The organism is Bradyrhizobium sp. SRL28, from assembly GCF_018596315.1.
Classification (GTDB): Bacteria; Pseudomonadota; Alphaproteobacteria; order Rhizobiales; family Xanthobacteraceae; genus Bradyrhizobium.
Genome location: NZ_JAHEAG010000013.1, coordinates 45,895 through 63,398 on the forward strand (window position 1 = coordinate 45,895; position 17,504 = coordinate 63,398).

General features: G+C 59.5%; 14 protein-coding genes and 1 tRNA gene. 11 read left to right on the forward strand and 4 right to left on the reverse strand.

What is annotated here, in order from left to right; all coding sequences use genetic code 11:
• Positions 1-182 precede the first annotated feature (182 nt).
• A tRNA-Met gene (locus KIP88_RS23815) sits at positions 183-259 on the forward strand.
• Between the two features lie 657 nt (positions 260-916).
• Here KIP88_RS23815 and KIP88_RS23820 read toward each other — a convergent pair.
• On the reverse strand, positions 917-1,315 hold the full coding sequence (locus KIP88_RS23820; RefSeq protein ID WP_214490433.1) for a RidA family protein: 399 nt from the start codon (positions 1,313-1,315) through the stop codon (positions 917-919).
• Between the two features lie 167 nt (positions 1,316-1,482).
• Between KIP88_RS23820 and KIP88_RS23825 the strand changes: the two genes are divergently transcribed.
• The 7 genes from KIP88_RS23825 (at position 1,483) to KIP88_RS23855 (ending at position 10,141) form a co-directional block, all read left to right on the forward strand.
• Positions 1,483-2,070, forward strand: coding sequence for a TetR/AcrR family transcriptional regulator (locus KIP88_RS23825; RefSeq protein ID WP_214490434.1), 588 nt, complete (start codon positions 1,483-1,485; stop codon positions 2,068-2,070).
• A 1,034-nt stretch (positions 2,071-3,104) separates the two neighbouring features.
• Complete coding sequence (locus KIP88_RS23830; protein WP_214490435.1) at positions 3,105-4,979, forward strand: AMP-binding protein; 1,875 nt, start codon at positions 3,105-3,107, stop codon at positions 4,977-4,979.
• An 11-nt stretch (positions 4,980-4,990) separates the two neighbouring features.
• Positions 4,991-5,791, forward strand: coding sequence for an ABC transporter ATP-binding protein (locus KIP88_RS23835; RefSeq protein ID WP_214490557.1), 801 nt, complete (start codon positions 4,991-4,993; stop codon positions 5,789-5,791).
• A gap of 9 nt (positions 5,792-5,800) precedes the next feature.
• Positions 5,801-6,703, forward strand: coding sequence for a branched-chain amino acid ABC transporter permease (locus tag KIP88_RS23840; RefSeq protein ID WP_214490436.1), 903 nt, complete (start codon positions 5,801-5,803; stop codon positions 6,701-6,703).
• Positions 6,704-6,730: 27 nt separating this feature from the next.
• Positions 6,731-7,795 carry a branched-chain amino acid ABC transporter permease gene (locus tag KIP88_RS23845; protein WP_214490437.1) on the forward strand — a complete coding sequence of 355 codons (1,065 nt, stop codon included), beginning with the start codon at positions 6,731-6,733 and terminating at the stop codon, positions 7,793-7,795.
• 57 nt (positions 7,796-7,852) lie between these two features.
• Complete coding sequence (locus KIP88_RS23850; protein WP_214490438.1) at positions 7,853-9,202, forward strand: ABC transporter substrate-binding protein; 1,350 nt, start codon at positions 7,853-7,855, stop codon at positions 9,200-9,202.
• An 84-nt stretch (positions 9,203-9,286) separates the two neighbouring features.
• Positions 9,287-10,141: an ABC transporter ATP-binding protein gene (locus KIP88_RS23855; RefSeq protein WP_214490439.1), complete on the forward strand. Its 855-nt coding sequence runs from the start codon at positions 9,287-9,289 to the stop codon at positions 10,139-10,141.
• Positions 10,142-10,432: 291 nt separating this feature from the next.
• Here KIP88_RS23855 and KIP88_RS23860 read toward each other — a convergent pair whose 3' ends face one another.
• A complete protein-coding gene (locus KIP88_RS23860; protein WP_214490440.1) occupies positions 10,433-11,473 on the reverse strand; it encodes an AraC family transcriptional regulator in 1,041 nt (346 codons plus the stop codon).
• Between the two features lie 276 nt (positions 11,474-11,749).
• Between KIP88_RS23860 and KIP88_RS23865 the strand changes: the two genes are divergently transcribed.
• Positions 11,750-12,658, forward strand: a complete 909-nt coding sequence (locus KIP88_RS23865; RefSeq protein WP_214490441.1) for a PAS domain-containing protein — start codon at positions 11,750-11,752, stop codon at positions 12,656-12,658.
• On the opposite strand, the gene KIP88_RS23870 is transcribed toward KIP88_RS23865, so the two are convergent.
• On the reverse strand, positions 12,645-12,818 hold the full coding sequence (locus KIP88_RS23870) for a hypothetical protein (protein ID WP_214490442.1): 174 nt from the start codon (positions 12,816-12,818) through the stop codon (positions 12,645-12,647). The two genes, KIP88_RS23865 and KIP88_RS23870, sit on opposite strands and share 14 nt — an antisense overlap.
• 149 nt (positions 12,819-12,967) lie before the next feature.
• Here KIP88_RS23870 and KIP88_RS23875 point away from each other — a divergent pair, with 149 nt between their 5' ends.
• Positions 12,968-14,635: a PAS domain-containing methyl-accepting chemotaxis protein gene (locus tag KIP88_RS23875; RefSeq protein ID WP_214490443.1), complete on the forward strand. Its 1,668-nt coding sequence runs from the start codon at positions 12,968-12,970 to the stop codon at positions 14,633-14,635.
• Between the two features lie 41 nt (positions 14,636-14,676).
• Positions 14,677-16,755, forward strand: coding sequence for a bifunctional diguanylate cyclase/phosphodiesterase (locus KIP88_RS23880; RefSeq protein ID WP_214490444.1), 2,079 nt, complete (start codon positions 14,677-14,679; stop codon positions 16,753-16,755).
• Positions 16,756-16,805: 50 nt separating this feature from the next.
• Here KIP88_RS23880 and KIP88_RS23885 read toward each other — a convergent pair whose 3' ends face one another.
• Entirely contained in the window at positions 16,806-17,156 is a 351-nt protein-coding gene (locus KIP88_RS23885) for a hypothetical protein (protein ID WP_214490445.1), read from the reverse strand.
• Positions 17,157-17,504 lie beyond the last annotated feature (348 nt).

Below are 17,504 nucleotides of genomic sequence, written 5' to 3' on the forward strand. Positions count from 1 at the left end.
TCTGTAAAAGGGGGGTCTTGCCCCTTTCCAAAGCAGGGGGACGTTGATACATACCCCTCGCACCCGATGGCTTTGCCCGGGTTGCCTTCTCAGGAAGCCTCCGGACGGGATCGATCGGCGCCATCTGGCGTTCACCGGGATCGTTTCGGCACCGGCTTTTCGAAGGCATCGCAACGGTTTAACGCGGGGTGGAGCAGCCCGGTAGCTCGTCAGGCTCATAACCTGAAGGTCATAGGTTCAAATCCTATCCCCGCAACCAACTCAAATTGCGAAACCCCAGCCCTAGTGGCTGGGGTTTTCGTTTTGAGAGCGACCGTCAGGATTCCAGCGCCTCGCGCTCGTTGCGATTATGCATGTAACTTATGCATGTAACTCTGGGGTATCCCAAGCCCCTCCAAGGCGCAGCGAGGTGGTTCTGCCGGCGTCACAATTACGGCCCCGCGACGCCCCTGCCGGTCGCATCGCTCCTTCAACGATGTACGCCGGGTATTCGGAGCCAGCGCGCTGGGACGGGCGGAGATCGTGTACCAGCGCTTCAGGTTCGGGCAGTCCTGCGACAGGGGAATGCTGTCGAAGCCTTCGGCGAACTGCAAGGTCGCCATTTGCGACGCAGTTCGCCTCCTCGCCGGCGAGTGCTTGCGGAGGCGTCCATGATACGCTTCTCGGACTGCCCTGTTGCCGCCTCGTCGATGACGCTGATCAGAACCCGCGTCTGGCCCTCGCTCCGGCGTGAGGCCGATCGTATTAGGCGACGGATAGAGTTTCTCGAGATACTCGAAGATCGCCAGCGAAGACCGGATCTACGTGGGCGGTGAATCGCCCAGCGAAACTGCCGCCTGACGACGCTTGCATCGGGTGCGGGAGCCGATCGACGCGAGCAGCCGGCGTCCGTCGAAGGCGTCTCTGCCGCGGCAGGTTACGCATTGTCAGGAATGCGCGCGATGACTTTGATTTCGAAGTCGAAGCCGGCAAGCCAATTTACACCGATCGCAGTCCAGTTCGGATAAGGCGCTCGCGGAAATACTTCGGTCTTCACCGCCATGATGGTCTTAAACTGATTTTCGGGATCAGTGTGGAAAGTGGTCACATCGACGATGTCATCGAAGGTGCATCCGCCAGCCGCGAGGGTTGCTTTGAGATTGGCGAAGGCCAGCCCGACTTGACCAGCAAAGTCCGGTTCCGGCGAGCCGTCGGGCCGGCTGCCCACCTGACCGGAAACAAATAGCAGATCGCCGGAGCGAATAGCGGCTGAATAGCCATGCGCCTCATAGAGAGCATGGCGGTTTGCGGGGAAGACAGCTTCGCGCTGCGTCATATCATGATCCTTCGATTCACGTGTTTCCGCACCCAGTGCGTCTCGCCCTCAGCGACTGCGACTTCACAACTCGCAACTACATTCATATACGTTGCGTATGTGAGATAATTCAAAAACTGCCCGGATGTCAATCCAGATACGGGCCGTATCTGAAATGGAGGTGAGGCATGGCTGCAAACCGCGCCGAAACGATGGAGGAGAACCGTGCCAAGCTGATCTCGGCCGCGCGTAAGGCCTTCGCAGCAAGGGGGTTTTCAGAAGCCTCAATGGACGAACTGACCGCGGATGTCGGACTTACACGCGGGGCGCTCTATCACAACTTCGGCGACAAGAAGGGGTTGCTGGCGGCCGTAGTAGCGCAGATCGATGGCGAGATGGCAAAGCGTGCTCAGGAAGCCGGGGCCAGAAAACGGAGCGTTTGGGAGGGGCTACTTGCCGAGGGGACGGCCTATATCGAGATGGCGCTCGACCCCGAGGTACGGCGGATCGTCTTGTTGGACGGGCCTGCGTTTCTTGGCGATCCATCGCAATGGCCAAGCCAGAACACTTGTCTGCAAGTGACAAAGGAGGCGATCACAACGCTGATCTCGGAAGGTATTCTCCAGCCCGTTGATGTCGAAGCTGCAGCCCGTCTTCTCAATGGTGCTGCGCTGAATGCAGCCTTGTGGGTCGCGGCGAGCGAAGAACCGCAAGCGGTTTTGCCAAAAGCCATTGAGGTGTTTCAACTCCTGGCGACAGGCTTGCTGGCGAAGTGAATCAAACGCGCCAAGGCTCATTGAATCATCTTGAACAAACCGTGGCGGCCCCTGTCACTGCCAGAAGTATCAATGATTTAGGTGTTGGGGACGCAGAGCGTCCACTTCAGACGGCCACCACCAGCCAATGTCGGTGTCGGTGGTTGCGCCTCCCCGCAACCAACTACAATGGAAAACCCCAGCCCTCGCGGCTGGGGTTTTCGTTTTGGGGTAACCCCGTCAAGCCGCCAGCCCGCAATGCCGACGGACGTCGGCGAGCGTCGTGCTGCAAACGTCGCTGACTTCCGGGATCGGGAGGTTATCGGAATCTGTTCGTGGCGACGTTATATCCCGTGGGACACAACCGCTTCACCACAGCGCCTCATCCTCACCATCATTCACATCGATGTCGTTCGGCCGCGCGTCATTCAAATGAATGAGTCGGACCAAAGTTCGATGCTCAATCAATTGTTCAAATCATGCGATCGGGAATCGCAATCAATCGACGTGAGAATTCTTGCGCCCATAGGCTTAGCCTATGTCATTCGCTCACGTCATTCGAGTGCGCACACATTTGGAATAAATCCAATCTGAAATCGACTTCACATGATTGATACTGCATGTTGGCACAACTCCCGACTGGTGCGGTCTGTGTGTAAGCATGGACCAGAGGAAACATATGCGGGCGGAAACGGGGCGAAGGAATCTGGTAGCGCGAGGCGCCCCTCAGTTCGGGTCGTGGTTTGCGTGCGCTTCGATTCTGATCGTCGATGACGAAGGGACATCGTCATCGACAAGGACCAGGCATCGAGTCGATCGTTGCGCCGGACGATATGGTTGCGAACATCGTGCGCTGTGTCGGCTCGCGCCGCGCGTAGCTCATGGGTTTGCATATGGGTGCACGCCGATCGCGGCGCACCGGATCACTGCATTCCGACATTCTGTGGGTGGTTTCGCCAGGCGCGCTTCGCGCGCCATGGCGATTGTGGGGGCATTGGGGAACGCGGCAAATGACGACTGGGAATTTGAGTCTAGATACTTTTCCGAAGCTGCTCATGCATCACTCCGGAGAACGGGGTGAACGTCCGGCCATCCGCGAAAAGAGCCGCGGCATCTGGCGCACCGTAACCTGGCGCGAGCTGGCCGAAGAAGCCGCCGCGCTTGCGGCTGCCGCGTCGGCGCGAGGCCTGCAACGCGGCGCGCATGTCGCCTTGCTGGGCGACAACCGGCCGCGTCTGTATGCGGCGATGTGCGCGGCACAGTGGCTCGGCGCCATCGTGGTGCCGCTCTATCAGGATGCGACGGCTGACGAGATTGCGTCGTCGATCGAGAGCGCGAAAGTTACCCACGTCTTTGCCGAAAACCAGGAGCAGGTCGACAAGCTGCTCGAAATATTGCCGCGCTGTCCCACGGTTCGATGCATCGTCTACGACAAGGACCGCGGCATGCGCCACTACAAGCAGCCGGAGCTTGTCAGCTACGCCTCCCTGCTACAGCAGGGCCGCCAACTCGCCGCCGAAAAGCGTGACTTCCTGCAAGCCGAGGCCGCGCGCGGCACCGGCCAGGACTCGGCATTCGTGTTCTTCACATCGGGCACGACCGGCCCGGCCAAGGGCGTCGTTCTCACCCATGCCTCGCTGATCGATCGCGCGCGCGTGGCCGCGGCGACGGAGAGTCTGAAAGACACAGACGTGGCCATGGCCTACTTGCCGCCGGGCTGGATCGGCCAGAATCTTTTCAGTTACGTTCAGCCCATGGTCGTCGGCTATTGCGTTTGCTGTCCCGAATCGTCCGAGACCATGCTCGCCGATATGCGGGAGATGGGGCCGACCTATTTCCTGGCGACGCCTCGGGTGCTGGAGGCGCTGCTCACCCAGGTCACGATGCGCATGGAGGATACGGGTGGGTTCAATCAACGCCTGTACCGGGCCGGCATGGCCGCGGCCCATCGCATCGATGCGGGCAAGACGGTCTCGCTGAGCGACCGCATCACCGCGGCCGCGTGCAGCCTCCTGATTTACGGTCCGCTGCGCGACGTCCTTGGGATGAGCAATGTGCGCGTGGCTTTCACCGCCGGCGACGCTGCCGCTCCCGCTCTGGTGACATTCTTTCGCGCTCTCGGCATCAACCTGAAGCAGCTCTATGGCTCGACCGAGACCGGCTTCTTCGTCGCCATGCAGCGCGACGGCCAGGTCAAGCCGGACACGGTGGGGCCGGTGGCCGACGGCGTTGAACTGAAATTCACGGAGCAGCGTGAAATTCTGGTGCGTTCACCCGGCATGTTCAAGGAGTATCACCGCGATCCGGAAACCACCGCGCAGGCGAGGAATGCCGACGGCTGGTTCCACACCGGCGACGCCGGCTATCTCGGCGATGACGGGCATCTGCGAATCATCGATCGCATCAAGTATGTAGGCGCCCTGAACGACGGCACAGCCCATTCGCCCAAGCTGCTCGAGAACAAGCTCAAGTTCATTCCCTACATCAAGGAAGCCGTCGCCTTCGGCGATGGCCGGGACATGGTCTGCGCGCTCATCGACATCGACATGGCCGCGGTCGGCAGATGGGCCGACAAGCGGAGCATCTCCTATACGGGCCACGCCGATCTCGCCTCGCAGGACGAGGTGTATGAGCTGATCGCCGAGGGCATCGCCAAGGTCAACGCCGATCTGGCGCAGGAGCCGGCGCTGGCGAAATCGCAGATCCATCGCTTTGTCATCCTGCACGGCGAGCTCAGTCCCGATGACGGCGTGCTGACGCGCACCGGCAAACTGCGCCGCGGCGTGATTGCAGAGCGTTATCGGGCGCTCGTGGACGCCATGTACGGCGGGGCCAAGGAGGTGCGCATCGACGTCGAGGCCGGTCATGCAGACATCAAGGTCCGCGACGCTGAGATCATTGGGCATCGGCAAATCAGGAGCGCAGCTTGAACATTTCGGCCATTCTGCAATCGTCGCAACGAGCCTTTCCCGTCGGTGCGCCCATTCTCGAGCTCGACTCGATTTCGCTGCGGTTCGGCGGCGTCAAGGCGCTGACCAACATCAGCTTCAATGTGCTCGAGCACGAGGTGCGGGCGATTATCGGCCCGAACGGCGCCGGCAAGAGCTCGATGCTCAACGTCATCAATGGCGTCTACGTCCCCCAGGAAGGGAGCATCACCCTTCGAGGCGAACGCCTGGCGGGCATGAAGCCGACGGATGCCGCCAAGCTCGGCATCGCCCGGACTTTTCAGAACATCGCCTTGTTCAAGGGCATGTCGGTGCTGGACAACATCATGGCGGGCCGCAATTTGCGCATGCACGCCAGCTTTCTCGAAGTCGCCCTGCAACTGCCCCGCGCCCGGCGGGAGGAAGCCGAGAGCCGTGAAGCGGTCGAGGAAATCATCGAGTTTCTCGAGATCGAGCACATCCGCAAGACCCCCGTGTCGCGTTTGCCCTACGGGCTGCAAAAGCGCGTCGAGCTGGGCCGCGCGCTCGCTGCCGAGCCGAAGATACTTCTGCTCGACGAACCCATGGCCGGCATGAACATCGAGGAGAAGCAGGACATGTGCCGCTTCATCCTCGACGTCAACGATCACTACGGCACGACGATCGTGCTGATCGAGCACGACATGGGCGTGGTGATGGACATTTCCGACCGCGTCGTCGTGCTCGATTACGGCAAGAAGATCGGCGACGGCACACCCGAAGAAGTGCGGTCAGATCAGAACGTCATCGATGCCTATCTCGGCGTCCCACACTAAGGACAGGCAATGCTGGACTTTTGGTTTTTTCTCGAGGTTCTGGTCGGTGGCCTGCTTTCGGGAACGATGTATGCGCTGGTCGCGCTCGGTTTCGTGCTCATCTACAAGGCCTCGTCGGTGTTCAACTTCGCGCAAGGCGCGATGGTGTTCTTCGCGGTGCTGTCCTTTGTCGGCTTCATGGAACTCGGGCTGCCGTTCTGGGCGGCGCTGCCTGTCACTGTCGGCCTGATGATCCTTGTCGGCATGGGCACTGAACGCTTCGTTCTGCGTCCGCTGGTGAATCAGAGCGAGGACACGCTGCTGATGGCCACGATCGGTCTCGCTTTCGTCATCGAAGGCGTGGCGCAACTTGCGTGGGGCGTGGACGTGCGGCGCCTGGATCTCGGCATTCGGGACGAGCCGATCAACTGGGTGATGGACAAGACGGGCATGCTCGTCAGCCAGCTCGACGTCACGGCGGCGGCGGTCGCCGGCATCATGGTGGCTGCACTGGCATTGCTGTTCTCGCACACCAAGGTCGGTCGCGGGTTGCGCGCGGTCGCGGACGACCATGCCGCGGCGCTGTCGATCGGCATTCCCTTGAAACACATCTGGATGCTGGTATGGGCCACGGCGGGCGTCGTAGCTCTGGTCGCGGGCATGCTGTGGGGCGCGCGCAGCGGCGTTCAGTTCGCGCTGGTATGGGTCGCGCTCAAGGCGTTGCCGGTGCTGATCATCGGCGGCTTCACCTCGGTGCCGGGCGTCATCCTCGCCGGCCTGATCGTGGGCGCGGTTGAAAAGCTCGGCGAGGTCTTCATCGGCCCGTTCTTCGGCGGCGGCATCGAAGGGTGGGCCCCGTACATGCTTGCAGTCCTTTTTCTGCTGATCCGGCCTGAGGGCCTGTTCGGCGAAAAGATCATCCGGCGCGTCTGACGTCCCGCAACCCCAGGATTCCGTTTCATGTTCTACAGAGAAGCCGGACAGTTCCGCACCAGTTACGCGCAGGACTCGCAGATCTTTCCGCTGCGTCAGGATCGCGTCGGTATCATCATCATGCTGATCGCGGCGGTGATGCTCCCGTTCGTCGCCAACAGCTACTGGCTGAGCGCGATCCTCATTCCATGGCTCGTACTTTCCCTGGTGGCGCTCGGGCAAAACATCCTGATGGGCTATGCCGGCCAGCTTTCGCTTGGATCGGCCGGCTTCATGGCTGTCGGGGCTTTCGCCTGTTACAACCTGATCCTGCGCATCGATGGCATTCCGTTTGTGGTCGCGGTTGCGCTTTCCGGTGTCTGCGCAGCTTTGGTCGGCATCGTCTTCGGTCTGCCGAGCCTGCGTATCCGCGGACTTTATCTCGCGGTTGCGACGCTCGCATCGCAGTTCTTCATCGTCTGGGCATTGGACAAGTTCGGCTGGTTCAAGAACTACGACCCGGCAGGCGTGATCACCGCGCAGCCGATCGTCATGTTCGGCCACAACTTCGCAACTCCCCGTGAGAAATACTGGGTGGTGCTTGCGATCGTCGCAGTCCTTGCGCTTCTCGCCAAGAACATGGCGCGCGGCAGCATCGGGCGCGGCTGGATGGCGGTGCGTGACATGGATGTCGCGGCCGAAGTGATGGGTTTTTCTCTGCTGCGCACCAAGCTGCAGGCTTTTGCGATTAGCTCGTTCTATTGCGGCGTCGGCGGTGCGCTGTTCGCGTTCGCTTACCTGCAGACAGTGGAGCCATCGGCCTTCGGCATCGATCTGTCGTTCCGAATTCTCTTCATGGTTATCATCGGCGGCCTCGGTACCATCATGGGCTCGTTCCTGGGCGCAGGTTTCATCCTGCTGATGCCGATCTTCCTGAACATCTTCTTCCACACCGTTTTCGGCAAATCCGTCGACGCCACCATCACGTCGGCGCTCGAGCAGGTCATTTTCGGCGTGATGATCATCATGTTCCTGATCTTCGAGCCGCTCGGGCTGGCGCGGCTCTGGCAACTGACCAAGGAACGGCTGCGGCTATGGCCGTTCAAGCACTGAGGAAAGCATTCAGAAGAAGCCGGCACGTCCAATAAACGCAACTAGGGGAGACCTTTAATGTTGATCGACAAGATGCTTCGCCGAATCGTTCCCGCTATCTCCGCCGCCACTTTCATCGCGATTGCAGCCGCATCGACGACTGCGATGGCTCAGGAGGCCCAGGAGCAGTATTTCGGAATTCCGAGCAGCCGCGTCGGACCGTACTCTGCCATGGGTACAGGCTACTACGGCGGCATCATCGACTATCTGAATTACGTAAACATGAAGGGCGGCGTCAATGGCGTGAAGCTGACCTATGATGAGTGCGAGACCGAGTACAACGCCGCGCGTACCGTTGAGTGTTACCAGCGCCTGCTCAACAAGGGCGATCAGAAGATGGTCGTGTTCGATACGCTCGGCACGCCCGGCGCCTATGCCGTGATCGGCCGCATGGCGCAGGACCACGTCGTGCTGGCCCAGTACGGCTATGGGCGAACCGATGCCGCCGACGGACGCGTCTGGCCGTGGGTGTTCAATGCCGCAGGCCACTACTGGGGGCAGATCGCGGTCAAGATGAACTATATCGCCCAGAAGGAAGGCGGCGTCGACAAGATGAAGGGCAAGACGATCGTGCATCTGCACATCGACACTGCCTATGGCCGTGAGCCGATTCCGGCGATGCGCCAGATCGCCAAGGAATGGGACTTCAAGCTGATCGAGATCGCTGTGCCGCCTCCGGGTCTGGAACAGCAGTCGCAGTGGCTGCAAATTCGTCGCGAGAAAGCCGACTGGGTCACGTTCTGGGGCGCGGGCTCCGGCATGAACTCAACCGCAATCACCACCGCCGCTCGTGTGGGCTTCCCGCGCGAGAAGATGTTTTACGTCACCTTCGGCGGTGCCGAGGAGGACATGATTCCGGCCGGCGACGCGGCGAAAGGCACTTATGTTGCCGCCAACGCCGCGCCGGGCAGAGACTATCCACTGATTGCCGACATCCTGAAGGTGGTCTACGGCGCCGGCAAGGGCAACATGCAGAACCCGGAGCGGGTCGGTACGGTCTACTACAATCGCGGCGTAGGTGCTGCGGCGATGTGGATTGAAGCCCTCAAGAACGCCCAGAAGATCCACAACAAGGTCGGCAAGACGGTCAACGGTGACGAGTTCCGCGATGGCTACGAGGCGCTCGACATCACAGACGAGAAGCTCAAGGAGATCGGCATTCTCGGCATGTCGGCGCCGTTCAAGATGTCGTGCGCGAAGCATGACGGCTCCGAGCGCTTCAAGATGATGCAATGGGACGGCAAGAAGTTCCAGATATTGACGGACTGGGTGCCGGCGCCCGATCCGGCTTTCATTCGCAAGCTGATCGAAGACTCGGCCGCGAAGTACGCCGCCGAGAATAACATCACGCCGCGCAAGTGCTCCTGATCGACACTGCACGCGCATCTCACGCGATGTCTGGGGGATGGGGTGACGCCGTCCCTCAGACAGATTTGAATCAAGGGGACTGCCATGACTGTTTCTGTTGCATCGGCTGTTGAACGGACCGCAGCGGTCGAAGCTGCGGTGCAGCCCGTCCTGGCGGTGAAGAATATCGAGGTGATCTACAATCATGTGATCCTCGTGCTTCGCGGCGTTTCTCTTGAAGTGCCGCAAGGCAAGATCGTCGCGCTGCTTGGCGGCAACGGCGCCGGCAAGAGCACGACGCTGAAATCGATCTCGACATTGCTGGGTTCGGAGCGAGGCGCCGTGACCAAGGGATCGATCGAATTCCGCGGGCAGCGGACCGATCAGCTCACGCCGGGCGAACTGGTCGGCATGGGCCTGGTGCAGGTGATGGAGGGAAGACATTGCTTCGGGCATCTGACAGCCGAGGAAAATCTGATCACCGGCGCCTACGCGCGTTCCATCAGCAGGTCGCAACTGCGCGAGGAGCTTGACCGGATCTACGCTTATTTCCCGCGGCTGAAAGTGCGGCGCAGCAGCCTGGCGGGCTACACGTCGGGCGGCGAACAGCAGATGATCGCCATCGGCCGCGCCATGATGGCGAAGCCGAACATGCTGTTGCTCGATGAGCCATCGATGGGCCTGGCGCCGCAGATCGTGGCCGAGATTTTTGAAATCGTTCGCGACCTCAACCAGAAGGAAGGCGTCAGCATCCTGCTGGCCGAGCAGAACACCAACGTGGCCCTGAAATTCGCCGACTACGGCTACATCCTGGAAAGCGGCCGCATCATGATGGACGGGCCGGCCAAGGCCCTGGCTGATAACAAGGACGTCAAGGAGTTCTATCTCGGGATGTCGTCGGAGGGCCGCAAGAGCTTTCGCGACATAAAGTCATATCGTCGCCGCAAGCGCTGGGTTTGAGGCGCTTGCCGTTCGACCACGACGATATGGTTTGGTTTGCCGGTTCGAATCACTCCCATCTATGTTTGCCGTTTGAGACATTTCCGAATTGCGTCTGTCAGCGCACGGCCGGCAGGCGATAAGGACTGGCCGTTCAAGGTCACGATGGACACGGTACGGATCAATGCCGGGTTGGCGATGGGAGCCGCGCGCAGATCCTTAGGGGCACTCGAAAAGCCGCGCGTCGAGCGGGCGTGCTCCCTCGAGCAGGGGCCTATCGGGGCGCCGGCGACTAATCCGGGATGGCGCTTGCTAGCCGGAATGCGCGCCGGCGCGCGATTGCCGCGGGGTTATTCCTGTCCAGCGCTTGAAAGCGTGCGTAAACGCGCTCACTTCCCGATATCCCAGAAGCCATGCAATCTGTGAAATCGCCAGGTCGCCATGTGTAAGGTATGCCTTGGCAAGGTTCACTCGATATTGATCCAGCAGTGCCGAGAAGGTCAGCCCCTCGGCTGCAAGCGCGCGCGCAAGTGTACGACGGCTCATGCCAAGTTCACGGGCAATTGTCGCGACGGATGCTTTTCCGTGGGGAAGCAGCGGTGCAATCGCTTTCTCGGCCCTTGAGCGCACACTCGCCTTGGCCGGTGCTTGATCGGCGAGCGTGTCCTCGGCGTATCTCACGAGCAGCTCGTGAAGATAACAATCGGCGCCTGAAATCGGAAGCGAGCTGACGGATTTCGGAAAAATGATCTCGTTTGCATCCGACGCAAACTCGACATCGCATCCCAGGAAGGTTCGAAACTCGGGAGGCGGTGCACCTCGGCGATGTCTGACCTTCAGTTGAAGCGGCGCCAATCGGGTTTCGGTGAGTTGTCGGCATATCCGGACCACCGCAAACAGCCAAAACTCCATTTGATGCGGGCTCGATCCCAATTCTACGCCGACGCAATCGAGAGCGATTGCAATTGCGCGGTCCAGGCTGATGCGGAGCTGGATGCCGTCGTTGGCAAGCCGGGTATACCGTTCGGCATCGCTCAGGGCGTCGGCAAGTGTGTTGGAGGTCGAGAATATGTAATAGGGAAGGCCGATTTTACGAAGTTCGAAATCCGTTGCCATTCGGAATCCGAAAAGGTCATCCTTGAGTTGTTCGGCGGCGATATCGAGAAGTTGGACCTGCGCCTTGACCTCGATGCGAGCCACCGGGTCATCAATCTGCTCGGCCTTCAATCCCGCTCGCGACAACAGAGGAGCGAGTGGTATCCCGGCTGCTAGCAGCTTCGCGCAGGCAAGCCTCGCGGCTGCTCCACTTGTGCTCGGAATCGAACATAGCGGCGAAAAGCTGGGCGCGCCCATGGGAGGATACCTCGTATTGCCAATCTCCCGGATGGCGGTTCGTCGAGGCCTTCTGGCACAAAGTCCCAAATTGTTGGCGTAATATAGCAAGATATTGCGGAGGCTGCTCCCTAAATGGATCAATTATTTCCCTCCCCTCCCCTCCCGATCCAGGGACAGGGCGCGCGCAGCAGGACGGTCTTCACCAAAGTGACTGAGAAGCTTAGCGATCATCTCGGCTTTCTGGAGCAGCGCCTGCGCATCGGCCTCTGTCGGGTCAATCTCTCCGACAGGCAGATGATCTGGTCCGACGGCATCTATGATCTGTTCGATCACGACCGCAGCGTTCGGCCCTCGCGCGATGCCTTCCATCAAAGGATGCACCCTGCTGACCGGCAGGATCGGGAGGCGGTCAATGTTGCGCTGCAACGGCGTATATCGTTCGATAACAGGTTCCGCGTCATTCTCAGGGATCGACGCATTCGCTGGTTGCGCGCCTGCGGCGAATTTCTGTTCAACGAGGACGGTCATGCCGACGTGCTTCTCGTCCTGATGGTGGACGTAACAGCTGAACAGGGCCAGCGGGACCTACTGCATACCAAAACGAAATATCTGGACGCGGTTGCAAAACTGTCCGGGGCCACCGTGACCACGGCAACGCCAGACGGCAGAATAACCAATGTGATCTACCGGCAGTCGTTCAGCAAAGATGTGAAGATGCTTGGAACACGCTGGATGGAATGGGCGAAACCTGACGACCGGGACGGACTTCTGAAGCGCTGGCGGGAGGCATCCCAGCGAGGCGAGGAGTTCGAGTCCGAAGTAAGAGTCTGCTTTCCTGACGGCTCAGAGAGCTGGCGGCAAACCAGAGCGGCACCCATATCTTCGCCAGAAGGCAAGATCGTCGAATGGCTCGCATTGAGCTTTGACATAGACGACGATCGAACCGGCCGGGCATGGCAGGATCTGGGTCGGCCTGTGACGGGAGCGCAACTTCGGGCGGCGCGCGGCCTGCTCCGGATATCGGTGCAGAAGCTGAGCGAGTTGACGGGCGTCTCGATCGCCGTAATCCGCAGGCTCGAAGAGCTTGACGGCGTGTCCATGTGCGGTGTCGAGGAATGCCGGCGTCTGCGGGCCGAACTCGAAACGCAGGGCGTTACGTTCCTGTTTCCAAAAGGGCTGAAGCCCACGGTCACGCTTCGATAGAGTTCGTTCCTGCCACCCCCAAAATTTCCAGGCGATAGAGGCTTCCAGCAAATTTGCGCTGGGAATGAGATGCGCTCCGGTTGAAGCGCAAATTTTGTGGACGCGGACGAATGCAACGCTGTGCGAACAGCAGATTTTGCGGATCGGCGTTCGATTGCATGAAGATTTCAGGCAAATGCGCTTAATTCTTTACAGAGTTTGACGCGATCTAATCGTGTGCAAGTCGGCACTGAAATTTCCTCGAATTTTCGCGAGAGGCGACCGACGACGTTCTGGTGACTTCATATCATTTTGAGCGGGGAAAATTTCATGTTTGGACGCAATGGCAAAAATCTTTTTGAAAATGCAATGGCTCAATCGCAGGCGATCCGCAGATCGCAGGCGGTCATCGAGTTCAATCTGGATGGCACGATCATAACCGCCAACGACAATTTTCTGAATGCGCTTGGCTACTCGCTGGATGAAATTCAGGGCAAGCATCACAGCCTGTTCCTGCCGCCGGGTGAGCGCGATCTCGCCCCATACCGGGAGTTCTGGGCGGCGTTGAACCGAGGCGAGTTTCAAGCCGCTCAATACGAGCGCATCCGAAAAGGCGGTAGTCCGATCTGGATTCAAGCCTCCTACAACCCTGTGCTGGACCGCGCCGGAAAACCCAGCAAGGTGATCAAATTTGCGACCGACATTACATCGCAGAAAAGGATGGCCCTGGAGGATGCAGGCAAGATCGCTGCGATCGACCGGGCCCAGGCAGTCATTGAATTCAACCTGGATGGCGCGATCATCACTGCGAACGAAAATTTTCTGAAGACAATGGGATACGCGCTGGAGGAGATCAAAGGCAGGCATCACAGCATGTTCGTTGAAGCCGAGGTCCGCAGCAGCGCGGCCTATCAGGACTCGTGGGCGAAGCTCAACCGGGGAGAGTTGCTTTCCGGAGAGTTCAAGCGCCTTGGCAAGAACGGCAAGGAGATCTGGATACTCGCGTCCTATAACCCGATTCTGGACGACACCGGGCGACCATTCAAGGTTGTCAAGTTTGCCTCTGATGTCACGGAACGGAAGCTGCTTGCCGCCGACACCAAGGGCCAGCTCGACGCGATCAAGAAATCACAGGCCGTGATCGAATTCCAGATGGACGGAACGATCAAATGGGCCAATCCCAATTTTCTGGGTGCGGTCGGCTACGCGCTCGGGGAGATCGAAGGCAAGCACCATGGCATGTTCGTCGAAGTGGCAGAGCGCACGTCGCCGCAGTACGTTCAGTTCTGGCAAGCTCTCAACCGCGGCGAATATCAGGCGGGTGAGTACAAGCGGATCGCAAAAGGCGGTCGCGAGATCTGGATAGAAGCATCTTACAACCCGATCCTTGATCCGAATGGGAAGCCGATCAAGGTCGTCAAATACGCGACCGACGTGACGGCGAAAGCCGTTGCCAGGATGAAAGCCGAAGAGGCCCGAGCGCTGATTGAATCGGTCGCCGCTGGCAGCGAAGAGATGAGCGCTTCGATTCGCGAGATTTCGCAAACGATGGTCAAGTCCCGGGAGGTCGTCGTTGCCGCCGTGGACCAGGTCGGGTCCGCCGGCGCGCAGGCCACCCGCCTCAGCGCTGCAGCGGATTCCATGAGCGGAATCATCGAGCTGATCGGCAACATCACGAGTCAGATCAATCTGCTCGCCCTCAACGCGACGATCGAATCGGCCAGGGCGGGAGAGGCCGGCAGAGGATTTGCGGTCGTGGCGTCCGAGGTGAAGAGCCTGGCCAACCAGGCGAAGCAAGCAACCGACAGGATTACATCGGAGATCGAGGCGCTCAACGGCGTGTCTGCGGATGTAGTGGGTGCGCTCGGTGCAATCAGATCGGCGATCAGCCATGTCAGCGAATACGTCACGAGTACTGCGGCTGCCGTCGACGAACAGAGCACTGTGACGAACGACATGTCCATCAATATGCAGCGTGCGGCAGCCGCCTTGGCTTGATAGCGCGAGGTCGGCATAGCACGCTTGATTGGGTATGTCAGATGCGTTGGTTAAAACAGTACTCTCATTATCGATTGTTAAGGCTCGTTTCTCCGTTCATAGCGGTCGTTTTGCTTCAAGCGTTTGTTGCTGGACTTAGTCTTGATGTTCTTTCGGCGGTCAGGGGATATGTTGCGGGAGAGGCACATTGGTCCAGGGCTCAAAAGAACGCCGTCTATTTCCTGAATCTATATTTGCATTCGGGCAAGCAGCTGTTCTTCGAGCAATACCAGGCTGCCCTCGCTGTTCCGCTTGGGGATCAAGCTGCGCGTCTGGCGTTGGAGCAAGATCAACCTGCCGTCGAAATTGCAGAGGCCGGGTTTCTTCAGGGAAAGAATCATCCCGACGACATCCCGGGCATGATATGGCTGTTTCGCCATTTCAGGCAGATCAAGTATCTGGACGTCGCCATACAGCAATGGGCGGCGACCGACGGGATGCTGCTGGAGCTGGCAATATTCGGAGAGGCGATAAAGTTCGAGATGGAGCGAGATCTCCCGGCGGACAAGGCGCGCATTCAATTCCTCTCGTCGCGACTTTACGAATTGAACGGTCAACTCACCGAGCGCGCCAATACGTTCTCGGAGGTTCTTGGCGAGGGAGCCAGAGCTGTCAAGAACCTCCTGACCATCGTCAATCTGACCACCGCGACCGGTCTGGTATTGCTTATCGTATGGCATACGCGTCGGTTGGTACTTCAACGTGAGTCGTTTGAAGCGGCATTACACGACGAGAAGCGGCGGCTTGCCTGGCAAGCCGCGCATGACCCTCTGACCGAGCTTGCGAACAGGCGAGAGTTTGAAGCGAGGCTTGAGGAGGCACTCCGCTGTTTTGAGGTCGACGATGCACCTCACGTGCTCATCTTTCTGGATCTTGACCAGTTCAAGATCGTCAACGACACCTGCGGTCACCTCGCCGGCGACCGGCTGCTACGAGAGATATCAAGCGTTCTCAGTCGGGAGATTCGTCCCGGCGATGTGCTTGCCCGACTGGGTGGCGACGAATTTGGCCTCCTGCTGCCATGTTGCCAGGCCCAACATGCCGCGGGAATCGCGGAGCGTTTAAGAGCTGCCGTAGAGGAGTTTGGTTTCCGCTGGGGTGAGCGGTCTTTTGCCGTAACCGCCAGCATCGGCACCGCCTGCATCTCCGAAGCCGGCGTCTCCGTCGAGCAAGCGCTGCGTCAAGCGGATATCGCTTGCTACGGTGCGAAGGAAAAGGGCCGAAATCGTGTCCAGGTCTATCACGCCGACGATGCCGAGCTTCAACAGCGCGTGGACGAGATGAGATGGGTGCATCGCATTCAGGAGGCTCTCGAAAATCAGCGCTTCTGCCTCTATGCGCAAGAAATCCTGCCGCTGCAGGAAAATAACCCAGCCGGTCGCCACTTCGAACTATTGGTTCGGCTGAAGGAAGCTTCCGGAAAAATCATCCCGCCGGCGGAATTCATTCCGCCCGCCGAGCGATATGGACTGATGCCGCTAATTGATCGTTGGGTCGTGCGCCGCGCCTTCAAGGAGTTGGCGGCTCAGCTGGCCAAGCCTCACGCCATTCCGATTGCGCGATGCTGCATCAACCTCTGCGGCCAGACGTTCAGCGACGACGCCTTTGTCGGGTTCGTGAGGGCGCAACTGGATATCCACAAGATCCCGGGTGCAATGATCTGCTTTGAGATAACGGAGACGAGCGCGATTGCCAATCTGGAAAGCGCACGGCGCTTCATTCTGGCTTTGCGGCAGTCCGGTTGCCGGTTTGCATTGGACGATTTTGGGAGCGGCATGTCCTCGTTCACTTATCTGAAGAATCTGCCGGTCGACTACCTGAAAATCGACGGTTCTTTCGTGAAGGATATGCTCACGAACCCGGTCGATCGCGCCATTGTGGAGATGATCGACCGGATCGGAAAAATCATGAAAATGAGAACGGTTGCGGAGTTTGCCGGGAGCCCATCTCTCATCGAGGCGGTGCGTGAAATCGGCGTCGACTACGCGCAAGGTTACGCGGTCAGCGAGCCAAGACCGTTCCATTCCACCTATTCGCATCGGCCGCCACAAAGTGTCCTGGCCGCAGGGGCGGCCGAATAGGGCTCGCCGTTGTGCAGGCAAGCCGTCGCAGGGCACTAATTTGTAGCGTGTCAAGCCCGTTCGGGGCCGACGGTTACCACCATGACGCCGTCGATCTTGATCAGGAATGTCATGGTGGGTTGGTCTGATGCCGGAGCGCGTTCGACCGCATGCTGAAACGCTGCGATCTCCTCTTGCGCTGCTATCCGCAGGCTGAGCGCTGAGTTTGGCCCGCAGACCGGGACGCCGTCCGATGTGAGCGCGGCCAGATCGGTCCACAGGTCGGCGTCACGACAGATTTCCTGCGCGGCTGCAAGGCCGGTTGCTTCAAAGGCGAGCGTCGGCTTCCGGTCGATGTCGAGGACAAAAACCTGAAGCGAACCGGATCCGTCCGCTCGCTGCGATGGTTCGCTGGCTGACACGCCAAACAACTCCTCGATCACTCAGGTGGCAAGCCGGGCCGACAGATCAAGATTTGCTCAGGATCGGGAATTGTCAAATCCACAATTGTTGCGTCGTGAATGCCGGGTTACGCCAGCTGAGGTCGATGTCGCCCGGTCGGCGGCGCCAGGCAGGCCGGGTTGGTAGGCATTTCGGGAAATCCTGGAAATTTGTTCGAAACAACGGGGCGGGTTCGTGCGTTGCATCCCCGCAAGTCCTTCCGCTAACGTCGGGCTGCGGCTTCCTGCGACATCCAGATTGCGACCATCGGAATTGTTCCCCGGTCCGCATTGTTGCGCTGTCAGTGCATTCGAAATAGCATCCATTGC

Bases quoted from the DNA above. Each gene is read 5' to 3' on its own strand.
- KIP88_RS23850 (WP_214490438.1), top strand. From the start codon at position 7,853: ATGTTGATCGACAAGATGCTTCGCCGAATCGTTCCCGCTATCTCCGCC.
- KIP88_RS23855 (WP_214490439.1), top strand. From the start codon at position 9,287: ATGACTGTTTCTGTTGCATCGGCTGTTGAACGGACCGCAGCGGTCGAA.
- KIP88_RS23875 (WP_214490443.1), top strand. From the start codon at position 12,968: ATGTTTGGACGCAATGGCAAAAATCTTTTTGAAAATGCAATGGCTCAA.
- KIP88_RS23825 (WP_214490434.1), top strand. From the start codon at position 1,483: ATGGCTGCAAACCGCGCCGAAACGATGGAGGAGAACCGTGCCAAGCTG.
- KIP88_RS23845 (WP_214490437.1), top strand. From the start codon at position 6,731: ATGTTCTACAGAGAAGCCGGACAGTTCCGCACCAGTTACGCGCAGGAC.
- KIP88_RS23880 (WP_214490444.1), top strand. From the start codon at position 14,677: ATGCGTTGGTTAAAACAGTACTCTCATTATCGATTGTTAAGGCTCGTT.
- KIP88_RS23820 (WP_214490433.1), bottom strand. From the start codon at position 1,315: ATGACGCAGCGCGAAGCTGTCTTCCCCGCAAACCGCCATGCTCTCTAT.
- KIP88_RS23865 (WP_214490441.1), top strand. From the start codon at position 11,750: ATGATCTGGTCCGACGGCATCTATGATCTGTTCGATCACGACCGCAGC.
- KIP88_RS23840 (WP_214490436.1), top strand. From the start codon at position 5,801: ATGCTGGACTTTTGGTTTTTTCTCGAGGTTCTGGTCGGTGGCCTGCTT.
- KIP88_RS23830 (WP_214490435.1), top strand. From the start codon at position 3,105: ATGCATCACTCCGGAGAACGGGGTGAACGTCCGGCCATCCGCGAAAAG.
- KIP88_RS23870 (WP_214490442.1), bottom strand. From the start codon at position 12,818: ATGCAATCGAACGCCGATCCGCAAAATCTGCTGTTCGCACAGCGTTGC.
- KIP88_RS23860 (WP_214490440.1), bottom strand. From the start codon at position 11,473: ATGGGCGCGCCCAGCTTTTCGCCGCTATGTTCGATTCCGAGCACAAGT.